We start from the raw sequence: 12,961 nt of genomic DNA, 5'->3' as shown, positions 1-12,961 counted from the left end.
AATAGATCGATCGGTCAAAAATAAGGGGGTGTGGCCACTGCGGATGCCGTCCGCGTCATCCCTGTGCAGCGCCGGCGCGCCGTCACCCTCCTGTGAACCGCCGCGCCAAGTACCCCAGCACCCAAGGGAGTCACCGACATGAACCGCTTCACCGGCAAGACCGTTCTCGTCACCGGGGCGGGCTCCGGCCTCGGCCGGGCGATCGCGCTCGCCTTCGCCGCCGAGGGCGCGTCCGTGGTCGTCGCGGGACGTACCGCGGCCTCCCTGGACGAGACGGTCGGCCTCATCGAGGCCGCCGACGGCACGGCCGCCGCCGTCACCGCCGATGTCACCGACTCGAGTCAGGTCCGGAACCTCGTGCACGAGACCGTCACCCGCTTCGGCGGGCTGGACGTCGCGGTCAACAACGCCGGGACACTCCGCGGCGCCGTACCCGCCGGCGAGGTGAGCGAGGAGGACTGGGAGGCGGTGCTGCGGACCAATGTCACCGGTGTCTGGCTGTCCATGAAGCACCAGATCGCACACATGAAGGACAACGGTGGCGGCGCCATCGTCAACATCTCCTCCAACCTGGGCGCCCACCTGCGGGTCCCGAACCTCGCCGCGTACATCACCTCGAAGGCGGCGGTCTCCGCGCTGACCCGTGCCGCCGCACTCGATCACATCCACCAGGGCATCCGCATCAACGCGGTCAGCCCCGGCGCCTCCGCCGCCCCCATGTCACTGCGGCCCGGCGAGACCGAGGCCGACCGCGCCGAGCGGATGAGAACGGGGAACCCGCTCGGCAGGGTCGCGGAGGCGGAAGAAGTGGCGGCCGCGGTGCTCTACCTCGCCTCGCCCGCGGCCGGCGCGGTGGTCGGCACCGACCTGGTCGTCGACGGCGGCGCCTCGGCCTGACGTCCGTAAGGCCGAATCCGTGGTGCCGTGCGGCGCGGGCGGGTCGACGGCCGAACCGGCCGGATCCCGGAAGCTGCGGACGGGTTCGGAAAGGTGCCCTCTCGGGGGTGCCTCCTCGGCCGGTCAGTGCACCAGGTTCACCACGGCCGTGCAGTGCGGATCGTCCCCCGGTTCCTCGAACAGCTCGCGTTCCTGCGACCGCGGGAACACCTCGGCGATCACCGCCGGTCCCGCCTCCGCGAGCCGCACATCGCACCCCACTACCTCGGGGTCGCGCTGATGCCGTACGTACAGCCGCATCCGGCCTCCCGGGAGGTACAGGAAGCCGACCAGCAGCGACTCCGCCTTCTCCCGCTCCTCATCGCTCGGAGCCGGGCAGTTCAGCGTGGTCAGCAGCGCGTACGCCCGGTCCTCCAGGCGCTCCTCGTAGGGCACGTCCTCCGAGAGCCTGATCAGTGGTGCGCCGAACACGGTGTCCACTTCGCCGCCGGAGTGGAAACGCACCTCGCTCGCCTCGTGCCGTACGCGGCCGACCGCGTCCCACGGGCTCAGCGTCTCGTCCCGCCGGCAGAGCGGGATCTCGTAGACGGTGAGAAGGTCACGGACGTCCGCCTTGCGTTTGCCGAGGGCGATCCGTACGGCCGGTGACTGGCCGGGGGCCGGGAGGACACCGCGGACGCGGAGCTTCTTCACCAGGGGCGCCTGTGTGTAGCGGATCATGTGGCCGGTCGTCTCGGCCTGCGCGACGGCCACTTCCCACGGCGTCATACGGAGCCTCCCTGTCAGGGCATGAACGTGGCGGCGGACTGGTTCATCCAGTTGGGGCACTTCGTCATGCCCTTGCAGAACGCGGTGATGACGCCGATCATCCGGCCCTTCCCGGCGTCGTACCGCTTGTCCTGGGTACGGCGGGTGACCTGTGCCTTGACGACGATCTGCACCGTGCGGTGCTTGCCGTCGAAGGCGTAGCCCCAGTATTCCAGGCCGCCCCTGCCGTCGTTCTTGTCCGGCTTGCCGTTGAGAGGGGCGTTGACGATGCGGCAGGTGCGGATGTTGTGTCTGCCGGAGAAGTGGTTCCAGCCGAGTTCGCTGTTGCCTGTACGGGTGGGGATGTTCCGCCCGTCCCAGTCCTTCTGCTGGCACCTCACCGTCTTGTTCCAGTACGGAGCGGCCTGCGCGGATCCCACCTGGGGCAAGGCCAGGACACCGGCCGAGAAGGCCACGAGCGACGCTTTTGCGATCTTTCTCATGGCGCCGACTCTGCCAGGCCACTCCTGCCCAGAGCGGGTGATTCCTCGCTCTTCCCTCTAATGGGGGTGCGGGCGGACGAGCCGGGCAAGCTCCGCGCCGAACGTCACCTGCCGGAGACCGGGCCGGCCTCCGTGCCCGGCGCGCCGGGAAGCGGTGGAGCGGGTGGGCGGGGTCCACTGGGTGGTGACAGGGAGACGGGGACGGAGCCGTCAGTCGGCGGGGCCGTCGTTGTTCGTTTGGGTGTCGTCGGAGGCCGACTCGGGGCGTACGAAGGTTCCCTTGATGGGGACGGTGATGACCAGCCCTCGGTCGCGCAGTTCGCGGATGGCCCGGCGAATGGTGTTGACGGCTACGCCGTACTGCTCCGCGAGGTCCCGTTCGGCTGGAAGGCGTGCTCCCGCGGGCAGCCGTCCAGTCCGGATCTGCTCGGTGATGTGGTGCACGACCTGCAGATACACGTAGACGTGGCTGGTCGGATCGGGTCTCCATTCACGCTCATCAGCCATGGCTGCACGCTAAGGCGCCGGGTAGCGGGCCACCACGTACGGGTGCAACTGCATGCTTCCTATTGCTACCTAATGCTTCCTGAAGCAAAGTAGTCTGCAACCACACACAAAGACCCCGGCGGCCTGGCAGGGCCCCGGGGCACGGCCAACGCTGTCCAGGAGCGTCGACATGCACGACCTTATCCGCCGGCTTGCCCATGGGCTGAGCCTTCTCCTCGGCCCCGGCACCGGAACCCACCGAGCAGGCGACCCTCGCCCCCGTCCCCACCGCCGCCCCGCACATCCCCTTACTCCCCGCCCCGCCGACTCCCCGCGCCTCCCCTTCCACCGCTCCCCGTACTGCCTCCACCTCCCTCTTGACGGCACCGAGTCACGGCTGGTCCGTCCCTACCTCGTCGCCCACGAACGGGAGGAAGCGCGCCAGCGCCGTCGCCGTCTCGCTCTCGTCCTCGCCGCCGACTTCGGCATCGACCTCGACCGGTACGTGATCGGCGCGGAGAGGACGGCGGCCTGATGGAATCCCACCCCACGCTCCGGCTGCTGCCCTGGACCTCGCCCGAGGGAAAGCCTTGCTTCCTCGCCAACGCCACCGAGGGCGGACACCTCTCCCGCCTGGCCGACGAGACGGAGGCCCGGCAACTGGCCGAGGGGCTGGAGGTGCTTGCCGAGGCCCGGAAGGTGCTGAGCAACCTCCTGTCCCCGCACGCCGAAGTGCGCTACGCCGCGATCCGGCTCTCCGAGTGCCTGGCCGACGCCCTGCGCGTGGCGGAGTCCCGCGGCCGGCGTCTGCTGCCCCAGCCCGACGACACGGACGACACCGACGCCCTCGATGAGGCCGACGACACCGCCGATCACCAGAAGAGCAGCGGGACTGACGGCCACGCCCACGTGACTCGCGGCGAGTAGAGACGACGAGCAGAAAGCAGAGGGCGACCCACGAGACGGACGGGCAGCCGCCTCCCGCGACCGCCGGGAGCTCGTTCCGGTCATGGCTGCACCCCAGGCAGGAACGAGCTCCTCGGCTTTGATCGTCTTTAGGCCTGCGCATGGCAGACAGAATCCGGACAAGGCCAAGGAGGCCCTGTGATGAGCCGTTCCACCCGTCTCTCGACCCCCCGGGCTCCGGCAGGCCGGGATTCAGGCGTGCGTGCCCGGATCGGCTCCGCGCTGGGCGGTCTGGTCCTGACTCTGGGACATCTGCCGACGATCTACGTCACCTGCATTGCGTACATGGCGAACCCGGCCGGTCCCTGGGACAGCGAGACCGTCGCCCACTCGGACATCGCCTCCGGTCTCGCCCTGGTCCTCTCGGGCATCACGGCACTGCTGACCTGGCTGTTCGTCAAAGTCGAGTGGCTGCGCGGGTGGTGGTACGCCGTCCCTGCCGTCCTGGCCGCTGCCGCATTGCTGCGGCTGACCCTGCTCGCTCCCGAGCTCTGAGTGCTCTCGGCCGGGTGGCGGCCGGACGGGACGCCGCGGGAAACAGCAGAAGGCGTGCCTCTCAGCGCAGCCGCTTCGCGAAGCACTTGCTCGACTCGTACTCGCGGTAGTAGCCGAACTTGGCGCAGGGCTCGTAGCCGCTGGAGGTGTACAGGGCGATGGCCTCCGGCTGCTGGTCGCCGGTCTCCAGGACCATGCGCAGGCGGCCGGCGGCGCGGGCGTCCTCCTCCAGGGCGGCGAGGATGCGGCGGGCCAGGCCCCGGCCGCGCATCGAGGGGATCACGTACATCCGCTTCAGTTCCGCGTCGCCGTCCTCGTTGCCCTGGCCGTTCCTGTCCTGGCGGCGCCAGCCGCCCGAGGCGACAGGGGTGCCGTCCTCGTCGTAGGCGATCAGGAACAGGCCGTTCGGAGGACGGAAGTCGGCCGGGTCGAGGGGCGTGGCGTCGCCGCCGCCGTAGCGGACGTGGTACTCGGCCTGGACCTCGTCGTTCAGCTTGACGGCGTCGGGGTGGTCGAAGGGCACGGGGCGGATGTCCATGGGGTGAACCGTATGTCGATGCGGCAAGGGGCAAGGGACAAGAACGCAAACAGAGGAACGGTAGCCGAAAACCCCCTGCCCGGTGTGCGGGTAGGGTGCCCGCGTGCTGACTGTGACCTCTGTCAATGTGAATGGACTGCGGGCCGCCGCCAGGAAGGGCTTCGTGGAGTGGCTCGCCGGGACCCGGGCCGATGTGCTGTGCCTGCAGGAGGTGCGCGCCGAGCCCCATCAGCTGCCCGAGCACGTCCGCACGCCCGACGGCTGGCACGTCGTGCACGCGCCCGCCGCCGCCAAGGGCCGCGCCGGAGTCTCGCTCTACACCCGCCGCGAACCCGACCGGGTGCGCATCGGCTTCGGGTCGGCCGAGTTCGACGGCAGCGGGCGGTACGTCGAGGCCGACCTGCCCGGTGTCACGGTCGCCAGCCTGTACCTGCCCTCCGGCGAGGTCGGCACCGAGCGGCAGGAGGAGAAGGTCCGCTTCATGGGCGAGTTCCTCGCCTACCTGAAGGAGCTGCGCGAGCGGGCCGCCGCCGACGGCCGCGAGGTCCTCGTCTGCGGCGACTGGAACATCGCCCACCGGCAGGCCGACCTGAAGAACTGGCGCGGCAACACCAAGAACTCCGGCTTCCTGCCGGAGGAGCGGGAGTGGCTGACCCGGGTCCTCGACCCGGCGGACGGCGGATACGTGGACGTGGTGCGAGCACTGCACCCGGAGGCCGAGGGGCCGTACACCTGGTGGTCGTACCGGGGGCGTGCCTTTGACAACGACGCGGGGTGGCGCATCGACTACCACGTGGCCACGCCCGGTCTTGCCGCCAGGGCCGTCAAGGGCTTCGTCGAGCGGGCGGCCACCCATGCCGAGCGGTGGTCCGATCACGCGCCGGTGACCGTGGTGTACGACCTCCAGGCGCAGTGACCCGCTACGTCTGCTTGCGCGCCCTGCGGTCCAGGGCCAGCGACAGCTCCGCCTCCACCGCGCTCTTCGCCAGCGGGCGCAGGCGCGGAAGGTCCTCCTCGGAGGTGTGACGGAGGATCAGGTCGGTGAACAGGGCGGCCAGGGCGTCGGCGTGTTCGCGGACGCGGCGGCCGGCGTCGAGGACTTCGGCGAGGGGGACGCCCTCGCGGACCAGGGCGGAGGAGACGTCCAGCAGACGGCGGCTGATGTGGACGATCTCGTCGCCGTCGGTGCCGATGTAGCCGAGTTCCATGGCGGCGGCCAGGTTCTCGGCCGTGACCTCGCCGGCGAAGTGGTCGGCGAGCTCCTCCGGGGTGAGGCGGACCGGGGTCTCCTCCGTCGGGGCGTCGAGGCCCAGCAGGTCGCCGACGTTCCGGCCGTGGTCGAAGGCCTCCGCCAGTTCCGCGATGCCGCTGAGGGTGTGGCCGCGTGCCAGCAGCGCCGAGATCGTGCGCAGGCGCGCGAGGTGGTGGTCGTTGTACCAGGCGATACGGCCCTCGCGGCGGGGCGGCGGGATCAGCTTGCGTTCGCGGTAGAAGCGCAGGGTGCGCACGGTGATGCCGGCCAGCCGGGCCAGTTCCTCCATGCGGTACTCGCGGCGGCCGTCGCGGTTCTCGCTGTCCTCTGCGTCCTCTGCCACGGCAGCAGCCTATGTTGTACCGCGGGTAAGTTTCCTTGCCCGCCCTCTACCGCTCGGTACGGGCCTCCTCTACGCTCCCCATTGCGCCAGTGTTCACTGGCATGGTTGCCGAGGGCTGGACACCAGTCGTGATACGCGAGGCAGGGAGGGGCGCGATGTCCGGGCACGAGCATGTGCGGGTCGCGGTGATCGGGGCCGGGTTCGGCGGACTGGGCGCCGCCGTGCGGCTGCGCCGGGAGGGGATCACCGACTTTGTCGTCCTGGAGCGGGCCGGCAGCGTCGGCGGCACCTGGCGCGACAACAGCTATCCGGGGTGCGCCTGCGATGTGCCCTCGCACCTGTACTCGTTCTCCTTCGCCCCCAACCCCGACTGGCCGCGCGCCTTTTCCGGGCAGGAGCACATCCGCGCCTATCTGGAGCGCGTGACCGACGTCTTCGGTCTCCGCCCGCACCTCCGCTTCCACTCCGAGGTCAAGAGGATGGTCTGGGACACGGAGAGGCTGTGCTGGGACATCGAGACCACCGGGGGGAATCTCTCCGCCGATGTCGTCGTCTGCGCCACCGGTCCGCTGTCCGACCCCAGGATCCCGGACATCCCCGGACTCGACTCCTTCCCCGGCAAGGTCTTCCACTCCGCCCGCTGGGACCACGACTACGACCTCGCCGGCAAGCGGGTCGCCATGGTCGGCACCGGTGCCTCCGCCATCCAGATCGTGCCGTCCATCCAGCCGGAGGTCGCCCGGCTCACCGTCTTCCAGCGCACCCCGCCCTGGGTGCTGCCCCGCATGGACCGCGCGATCAGCGGTGCGGAGCGCTTCCTGCACCGCACGCTGCCGTTCACCGCGCAGCTGCGCCGCGGAGTGCTCTGGGGGATCCGGGAGCTGCAGGTCCAGGCGTTCACCAGGCACCCCGGGCAGCTGGGGCTCGTCGAGCGGCTGGCCAGGAGCCACATGGCCCGCGCCATCAAGGACCCGGAGCTGCGCGCCAGGCTCACCCCGGACTACCGCATCGGCTGCAAGCGGATCCTGCTGTCCAACACGTACTATCCGGCGCTCGCACAGGACAACGTGGACGTGGTGGCGAGCGGGCTCAGCGAGGTCCGCGGCTCGACCGTCGTCGCCGCCGACGGCACCGAGGCCGAGGTCGACGCGATCGTCTTCGGTACGGGCTTCCGCGTCACGGACATGCCGATCGCCGAACGGGTCGTCGGCGCGGACGGCCGTACGCTCGCGGAGTGCTGGAAGAACGGCATGGCGGCGCTGCGCGGCGCCTCCGCCGCCGGCTTCCCGAACTGGATGACGATCATCGGGCCCAACACCGGCCTCGGGAACTCCTCGATGATCCTCATGATCGAGTCTCAGCTGAACTACATGGCCGATTTCCTGCGGCAGTTGGACGTCCTCGGCGGCCGGGTCGCCCTGGACGCCCGCCCGAGCGCGGTGAACGCCTGGAACCGCAAGGTGCAGGCGCGCATGCAGCGCACGGTGTGGAACACCGGCGGCTGCACCAGCTGGTACCTGGACGCCAACGGCCGCAACACCACCCTCTGGCCCGGTACGACGAGCGAGTTCCGGCGGGCCACCCGGCGGGTGGACCTGATGGAGTACCGGATTCTCCGGGGAGCCGGACGGGTCCGCGGGAACGACAACGACGACGCACGGGCCGGCGCACAGGCCGGCGCACGGGCCGGTGCACAGGTCGGGGAGGGCGCATGAGCAGGGCGGTTCTGGAGGGACGGGTCGCGGTCGTCACGGGGGCGGCGCGGGGCGTCGGCGAGCTGCTCGCGCGCAAACTGTCCGCGCGCGGGGTGCGGATCGCCCTGGTGGGACTGGAGCCGGACCGGCTCAAGCAGGTCTCCGAGCGGCTGCACGCCGAGAGCGCCCACTGGCATGCCGACGTCACCGACCACGAGGCGATGACACGGGTCGCCGCACAGGTCGAGGAGCGGTTCGGGAGGGTCGACATCGTGGTCGCCAACGCCGGTGTGGCGACCGGCGGTCCGTTCGCCGAGTCCGATCCGGAGTCATGGCGGCGGGTGATCGAGGTCAATCTCATCGGATCGGCGGTCACCGGGCGGGTGTTCCTGCCGGCGCTCGTGCGGAGCCGGGGCTATCTGCTGCAGATCGCCTCGCTCGCCGCGATCACCCCGGCGCCGATGATGACGGCGTACTGCGCCTCCAAGTCCGGTGTGGAGGCGTACGCGCACAGTCTGCGGGCCGAAGTCGGCCACCAGGGCGTGCGGGTGGGCGTGGCCTATCTGTCGTGGACCGACACCGACATGGTGCGCGGGGCCGATCAGCACGACGTCATGCGGGAGTTGAGGCAGCGTCTGCCGTGGCCGGCGAACAAGACCTATCCGCTGGGACCGGCGGTGGACCGGATCGTGGCCGGGATCGAGCGGCGCGCCGCCCATGTGTACGGGCAGTGGTGGCTGCGGGGGATGCAGGGCGTGCGCGGATGGCTGCCGGGGCTCATCGGGACCGTGGGGCCACGGGAGATGAGGCGGTTCGCGGACCGGCTTGCGGGTGTGCGGACCGGACTGGTCGGCGCGGGCGGCGCAGCCGACGAGCAGCACAGGGCGGCTTCGGCCACGCACCGTGACTGATCGACATGCGCAGGGTCACCGCCCGTGTGAATCTGGTCGAGGCCGATCCCCTCGTCCATGTGGGGATCACCCTCACCCATACGGGAGTGAATCAGCATGGGCATGAAGGACAAGTCCCAGGGCCAGTCCGGGCAGGCGCAGCGTCAGGGCAAGGAGAGGCCCGGCGAGGGCCGTGAGAAGGCGGGGCAGCGCATCTCCCAGCCGCAGGAGCGTGGCCGGCAGGGCATCGGGGGCACGCACGACGAGAGGCGTGACCAGGACCGCTACAACCAGGACTACGACCGGTAGCCACGGTTGTCGCCACCTTCGGCTTCTGCCGTGACGACGTGGGGTGCTCCGTGTGCCGGTGCACCCCACGTGCGGTGAGGGGGTGTGCGGGCAGGTGTTCTCCGGCAGGCGGGTGCAGAGGCGTTGAGGGGGGTTGAGGGGAGCGTTCAGAGGTGTTGAGGGGGTCGAGAGGACGTTCAGGGGACGTTCAGGGGGCGGGTTCAGGGGCGCGGCGGCAGCTTCGGCCGTGAGCGGTCGGGTACGTCGCTGTAGTCGGGCGGGGTTGCCGCGGGGTTGGCCTCCAGCAGGTCCAGGGCCAGCTCGATGGCGTCGTCCGTCTCGACATGACGGCCCTCGGCCCAGTCCAGGGGGGTGCGCAGACTCTCCACGTCGGGGGCGACGCCGTGGTTCTCGACGGACCAGCCGTAGGCGTCGAACCAGGCCGCGTTCATCGGCACGGTGATGACCGTGCCGTCGCCGAGGCGGTGCCGGCCGGTCATGCCGACCACACCGCCCCAGGTGCGCTGACCGACCACCGGGCCCAGCTTCAGCAGTTTGAAGGCCGCGGTGATCATGTCGCCGTCGGAGGAGGTCGCCTCGTCGGCGAGGGCCACGATCGGGCCGCGGGGCGCGTCGGAGGTGTACGACACGGGCTGGGCACCCCGGGTCAGGTCCCAGCCGAGGATGGTCCGGGTCAGCTTCTCGATGACCAGTTCGCTGATGTGGCCGCCGGCGTTGCCGCGGACGTCGACGATCAGCGCGGGCCGGGACATCTCCATGCGCAGGTCCCGGGTGAACTGGGCCCAGCCGGAGCCGCCCATGTCGGGGATGTGCAGGTAGCCGCAGCGGCCGCCGCTCAACTCCCGGACGACGGCACGCCGGTTGGCCACCCAGTCCTGGTAGCGCAGCGGGCGCTCGTCGATCAGGGGGACGACGGCGACCCGGCGGGGCGGTCCGCCCTCCGCGGGCTCGAACGTCAACTCCGCCGTCGTCCCGCCCGAACCGGCCAGCAGAGGGGCCGGACCCGTCACCGGGTCCACCGGGCGGCCGTCCACATGGGTCAGGACCGCGCCCTCGCGGATGCCGGTGCCGGCCAGCGGGGAGCGGGCCCTGGAGTCGGAGGAGTCGCCGGGCAGGATCCGTTCGATGACCCAACGGCCCTCGCGGCACACCAGATCGGCGCCGAGCAGGCCCTGGTGGCGCTGGTAGGGGGCGGGGCCCTCGTTGCGGCGGGCGGCGACGACGTAGGCGTGGGAGGTGCCCAGCTCGCCGAGCACTTCGCGCAGCAGGTCGGCGAACTCGTCGGGGGACGCGACGCGTTCGACCAGCGGGCGGTACTGGGCGAGCACCCCGTCCCAGTCGATGCCGCACATCCGGGGCTCCCAGAAGTAGGCCCGGATCAGCCGGCCCGCCTCCTCGTACGCCTGGCGCCACTCGGCGGGCGGGTCCACCACGTGCAGGATCCGGCGCAGGTCGATCCAGGTGATGGTGTCGACGTCGCCGATCTCCGTGGACGGCACCGCGCGCAGCTCGCCCTCGTCGGAGACGACGAGCCGGGTGCCGTCGCCGCTGACCTCGAAGAAGTCGAGATGGGACACGAGGTCGCGCTTCTTCGCCTTGCCGAGGTCGAAGTGCTCCAGCGTCGGCCGGCCGGAGGTGTCGTCCGGGTTGGCGAACGTCTCGCCCAGCGCGCCGGAGATCGGCCAGCGCAGCCAGACCAGGCCGCCGCCGGCGACCGGGCGCAGCGCGGAGTACTTGGAGGCGATGACCGGGAACGGGGTGACCCGGCTCTCCAGGCCCTCGACCTCGACGGTCACCGCGCCGGTCTCGCCGGTCCCCTCGTCCTCGACGGGGTCCAGGCCGCCGGCGGCGGGCCGGCCCTCGGGGTTCAGCGCGAAGGGGGAGGGCGTCGCGGAGGACAGCGGGACCAGATAGGGCTTGCAGCCGAGCGGGAAGGACAGGTCCCCGGTGTGCACGTCGTACACCGGGTCGAAGCCGCGCCAGGACAGGAAGGCCAGATAACGGCCGTCCCGGGTGAACACCGGGTTCTCGTCCTCGAAACGGCCGTCGGTCACGTCGACGATCAGCCGGTCCTTGATCCGGGCCAGCCTGATCTGCCGCAACGACCGCCCCACTTTGGGCTGCGACCAGGCCAGCCACGCTCCGTCCGGCGAGAACGCGAGGTCCCGCACGGGCCCGTTGTCGGACCGCACCAGCTCGGTGACACCACCGGAGTGCGCCGCCGTGCCGCCGGAGTGCGCCGCCGTGTCACCGGGGCGCGCCGCCGTGTCACCGGGGCGCGCCGCCGTGTCGTCGGCGGGGCCGCCCGTGGCCTGCGCCGCTTCCGGTCCGTCGGGGGCGGCCGGACGCTCGTTCACGTCCAGGAGCAGCAGACGGCCGTCGTGGGAGGCCACGGCCAGACGCTCGCCGGCGGGGTCGGAGGTCAGCTCCAGGACGCGGCCGAGGCGGCCGGAGGCCAGACGGCGGGGCGGGCGGGCGCCGGTGGCGCGGGGGAGATGGGCGATCTCGACGGCGTCCTCGCCCTCGGCGTCGGTGACGTAGGCGACCTGGCCGGTCGCGCCGAGCATCTCCGGCAGCCGGATCCGTACGCCCGGCAGGTCGATGAGGGTGCGCGCGGGGCCGTCGCGGTGGGTCAGCCAGTGCAGGGAGCCTCGTACGACGACCGCGCTGGCCCGGCCCGTCTCGTCGACGGAGAGGCCGTCGACGTGCTGGGCGGCCGGCACATGGTAGGGACGCCGGCCCGCCTGCGGCCCGCTCAGCCGTATCCCGAGCCTGCGGGGGACCGAGTCCGGGGACAGGTCGTCGACGATCCACAGGTCGCCGGCGCACTGGTAGACCACCCGGGTGCCGTCGCTCGCAGCGTGCCGGGCGTAGAAGGCGTCGTGGTCGGTGTGCCGGCGCAGGTCGGAGCCGTCGCGGGCGCACGAGTAGAGGTTGCCCACGCCCTCGTGGTCGGAGAGGAAGGCGATCCGGTCGCCGACGGACATCGGGCAGGTCAGATGGCCTCCGATGCCGGCGAGCAGCCGTTGTCCGTGCAGCCACAGCCGGCCCGTGGCACCGCCCCGGTACCGCTTCCAGGAGGCCGGTTCGTGCGGGGGCGTGCCGGTCAGCAGCAGGGGCTCGTACTCGCCGTCCACGTCGGCGATCTGAAGGTCGGCCACCGGCCCCCAGGGCAGCTTGCGGCCGGGGGAGCCGTCGGTGCCGACCTTGTAGGCCCAGGTGAAGTAGGAGAAGGGCTCGCCGTGGGAGGTGACGGCGAGGATGTCGGAGCGGCCGTGTTCGTCGGGCGGCGCCCATCCGCACACCCGGGTGTCGGTGCTGCCCCAGTACGTCAGCTGCCGGCCCGGTCCGCCGTCCGTCTCGACCAGGTGGATCTCGGGTGCCGGACTCCGCCAGCTCGTGTACGCGATGTGCCGTCCGTCGGGCGAGAAGCGGGGATGGCCGATCTTGGCGCGGTCCACGGTGAGCCGCCAGGCGCGGCTGGAACCGTCGAGCGGCGCCAGCCAGAGGTCGTCCTCGGTCACGAAGCACACCAGGTCGCCGCTGAGGTGCGGCAGACGCAGATAGCTCACCTTCCCATGCTTGGTCCGGGGATGTACCGCAGCAACTTGTGGACCTTTCCTGCGGACCCTTCCTGGACCTTTATGGAAAACCGACAACCGTGACCCAGCACACGTACGAAACCGTTTCGTTTCGCTGACGGACTGCGCTACATTCGACGCGTACGGAAAAGACGCCGGACCATATGCCGGGACATGTACGAAACCGTTTCGTACGAAGAGCCGTACGGAAGGTACGCGTACGGACGTCGTATGGAGACGGAGAAGGAAGGCGGCAAAGC

14 protein-coding genes are annotated in these 12,961 nt (G+C 71.0%); 8 read left to right on the top strand and 6 right to left on the bottom strand.

The window, feature by feature from the left end:
- Positions 1 to 138 precede the first annotated feature (138 nt).
- Positions 139 to 897 carry an SDR family NAD(P)-dependent oxidoreductase gene (locus ABD224_RS15780; RefSeq protein ID WP_344050216.1) on the top strand — a complete coding sequence of 253 codons (759 nt, stop codon included), beginning with the start codon at positions 139 to 141 and terminating at the stop codon, positions 895 to 897.
- Positions 898 to 1,020: 123 nt separating this feature from the next.
- Here ABD224_RS15780 and ABD224_RS15775 read toward each other — a convergent pair whose 3' ends face one another.
- The 3 genes from ABD224_RS15775 to ABD224_RS15765 all read right to left on the bottom strand — a co-directional run bounded on the left by ABD224_RS15775 (position 1,021) and on the right by ABD224_RS15765 (position 2,654).
- Positions 1,021 to 1,665: a hypothetical protein gene (locus ABD224_RS15775; RefSeq protein WP_344050215.1), complete on the bottom strand. Its 645-nt coding sequence runs from the start codon at positions 1,663 to 1,665 to the stop codon at positions 1,021 to 1,023.
- A 14-nt stretch (positions 1,666 to 1,679) separates the two neighbouring features.
- Positions 1,680 to 2,147 (bottom strand): hypothetical protein, encoded by a 468-nt coding sequence (locus ABD224_RS15770; protein WP_344050214.1) that lies wholly within the window; start codon positions 2,145 to 2,147, stop codon positions 1,680 to 1,682.
- Positions 2,148 to 2,357: 210 nt separating this feature from the next.
- Entirely contained in the window at positions 2,358 to 2,654 is a 297-nt protein-coding gene (locus ABD224_RS15765; protein WP_344050213.1) for a winged helix-turn-helix domain-containing protein, read from the bottom strand.
- Positions 2,655 to 2,823: 169 nt separating this feature from the next.
- Between ABD224_RS15765 and ABD224_RS15760 the strand changes: the two genes are divergently transcribed.
- The 3 genes from ABD224_RS15760 to ABD224_RS15750 all read left to right on the top strand — a co-directional run bounded on the left by ABD224_RS15760 (position 2,824) and on the right by ABD224_RS15750 (position 4,094).
- The gene (locus ABD224_RS15760; protein ID WP_344050212.1) at positions 2,824 to 3,168 is read left to right on the top strand and encodes a hypothetical protein; all 345 of its coding nucleotides are present in this window, start codon (positions 2,824 to 2,826) and stop codon (positions 3,166 to 3,168) included.
- Positions 3,168 to 3,560, top strand: a complete 393-nt coding sequence (locus ABD224_RS15755) for a hypothetical protein (RefSeq protein WP_344050211.1) — start codon at positions 3,168 to 3,170, stop codon at positions 3,558 to 3,560. The genes ABD224_RS15760 and ABD224_RS15755 overlap by 1 nt, the downstream gene beginning before the upstream one ends.
- Positions 3,561 to 3,740: 180 nt before the next feature.
- A complete protein-coding gene (locus tag ABD224_RS15750) occupies positions 3,741 to 4,094 on the top strand; it encodes a hypothetical protein (protein WP_344050210.1) in 354 nt (117 codons plus the stop codon).
- Between the two features lie 61 nt (positions 4,095 to 4,155).
- Here ABD224_RS15750 and ABD224_RS15745 read toward each other — a convergent pair whose 3' ends face one another.
- Positions 4,156 to 4,632, bottom strand: coding sequence for a GNAT family N-acetyltransferase (locus ABD224_RS15745; RefSeq protein WP_344050209.1), 477 nt, complete (start codon positions 4,630 to 4,632; stop codon positions 4,156 to 4,158).
- A gap of 103 nt (positions 4,633 to 4,735) precedes the next feature.
- On the opposite strand from ABD224_RS15745, the gene ABD224_RS15740 reads away from it, so the two are divergent.
- A complete protein-coding gene (locus ABD224_RS15740) occupies positions 4,736 to 5,548 on the top strand; it encodes an exodeoxyribonuclease III (protein WP_344050208.1) in 813 nt (270 codons plus the stop codon).
- Positions 5,549 to 5,552: 4 nt separating this feature from the next.
- On the opposite strand, the gene ABD224_RS15735 is transcribed toward ABD224_RS15740, so the two are convergent.
- Positions 5,553 to 6,173 carry a MerR family transcriptional regulator gene (locus tag ABD224_RS15735; RefSeq protein WP_344050256.1) on the bottom strand — a complete coding sequence of 207 codons (621 nt, stop codon included), beginning with the start codon at positions 6,171 to 6,173 and terminating at the stop codon, positions 5,553 to 5,555.
- Between the two features lie 209 nt (positions 6,174 to 6,382).
- On the opposite strand from ABD224_RS15735, the gene ABD224_RS15730 reads away from it, so the two are divergent.
- The 3 genes from ABD224_RS15730 (at position 6,383) to ABD224_RS15720 (ending at position 9,120) form a co-directional block, all read left to right on the top strand.
- Positions 6,383 to 7,942, top strand: coding sequence for a flavin-containing monooxygenase (locus tag ABD224_RS15730; RefSeq protein WP_344050206.1), 1,560 nt, complete (start codon positions 6,383 to 6,385; stop codon positions 7,940 to 7,942).
- Positions 7,939 to 8,832 carry an SDR family oxidoreductase gene (locus ABD224_RS15725; RefSeq protein WP_344050205.1) on the top strand — a complete coding sequence of 298 codons (894 nt, stop codon included), beginning with the start codon at positions 7,939 to 7,941 and terminating at the stop codon, positions 8,830 to 8,832. Before ABD224_RS15730 ends, ABD224_RS15725 begins: the two co-directional genes overlap by 4 nt.
- Positions 8,833 to 8,928: 96 nt before the next feature.
- Positions 8,929 to 9,120, top strand: coding sequence for a hypothetical protein (locus ABD224_RS15720; RefSeq protein ID WP_344050204.1), 192 nt, complete (start codon positions 8,929 to 8,931; stop codon positions 9,118 to 9,120).
- Positions 9,121 to 9,320: 200 nt separating this feature from the next.
- Here the strand turns inward: ABD224_RS15720 and ABD224_RS15715 are convergent, their stop codons facing one another.
- Positions 9,321 to 12,692, bottom strand: coding sequence for a S41 family peptidase (locus ABD224_RS15715; protein WP_344050203.1), 3,372 nt, complete (start codon positions 12,690 to 12,692; stop codon positions 9,321 to 9,323).
- Between the last annotated feature and the right edge of the window lie 269 nt (positions 12,693 to 12,961).

Origin of the sequence: Streptomyces thermoalcalitolerans (assembly GCF_039525155.1) — a bacterium.
In the GTDB taxonomy this organism is placed as follows: Bacteria; Actinomycetota; Actinomycetes; order Streptomycetales; family Streptomycetaceae; genus Streptomyces; species Streptomyces thermovulgaris.
Note: the sequence above shows the minus strand (reverse complement) of the source record. Positions and strands in the feature narration are given on the sequence as shown.

What these genes read in the sequence shown, in the direction of transcription:
- ABD224_RS15780 (WP_344050216.1), top strand. Translation starts at nt 139, where the DNA reads ATGAACCGCTTCACCGGCAAGACCGTTCTCGTCACCGGGGCGGGCTCC.
- ABD224_RS15775 (WP_344050215.1), bottom strand. Translation starts at nt 1,665, where the DNA reads ATGACGCCGTGGGAAGTGGCCGTCGCGCAGGCCGAGACGACCGGCCAC.
- ABD224_RS15770 (WP_344050214.1), bottom strand. Translation starts at nt 2,147, where the DNA reads ATGAGAAAGATCGCAAAAGCGTCGCTCGTGGCCTTCTCGGCCGGTGTC.
- ABD224_RS15765 (WP_344050213.1), bottom strand. Translation starts at nt 2,654, where the DNA reads ATGGCTGATGAGCGTGAATGGAGACCCGATCCGACCAGCCACGTCTAC.
- ABD224_RS15760 (WP_344050212.1), top strand. Translation starts at nt 2,824, where the DNA reads ATGCACGACCTTATCCGCCGGCTTGCCCATGGGCTGAGCCTTCTCCTC.
- ABD224_RS15755 (WP_344050211.1), top strand. Translation starts at nt 3,168, where the DNA reads ATGGAATCCCACCCCACGCTCCGGCTGCTGCCCTGGACCTCGCCCGAG.
- ABD224_RS15750 (WP_344050210.1), top strand. Translation starts at nt 3,741, where the DNA reads ATGAGCCGTTCCACCCGTCTCTCGACCCCCCGGGCTCCGGCAGGCCGG.
- ABD224_RS15745 (WP_344050209.1), bottom strand. Translation starts at nt 4,632, where the DNA reads ATGGACATCCGCCCCGTGCCCTTCGACCACCCCGACGCCGTCAAGCTG.
- ABD224_RS15735 (WP_344050256.1), bottom strand. Translation starts at nt 6,173, where the DNA reads ATGGAGGAACTGGCCCGGCTGGCCGGCATCACCGTGCGCACCCTGCGC.
- ABD224_RS15730 (WP_344050206.1), top strand. Translation starts at nt 6,383, where the DNA reads ATGTCCGGGCACGAGCATGTGCGGGTCGCGGTGATCGGGGCCGGGTTC.
- ABD224_RS15725 (WP_344050205.1), top strand. Translation starts at nt 7,939, where the DNA reads ATGAGCAGGGCGGTTCTGGAGGGACGGGTCGCGGTCGTCACGGGGGCG.
- ABD224_RS15720 (WP_344050204.1), top strand. Translation starts at nt 8,929, where the DNA reads ATGGGCATGAAGGACAAGTCCCAGGGCCAGTCCGGGCAGGCGCAGCGT.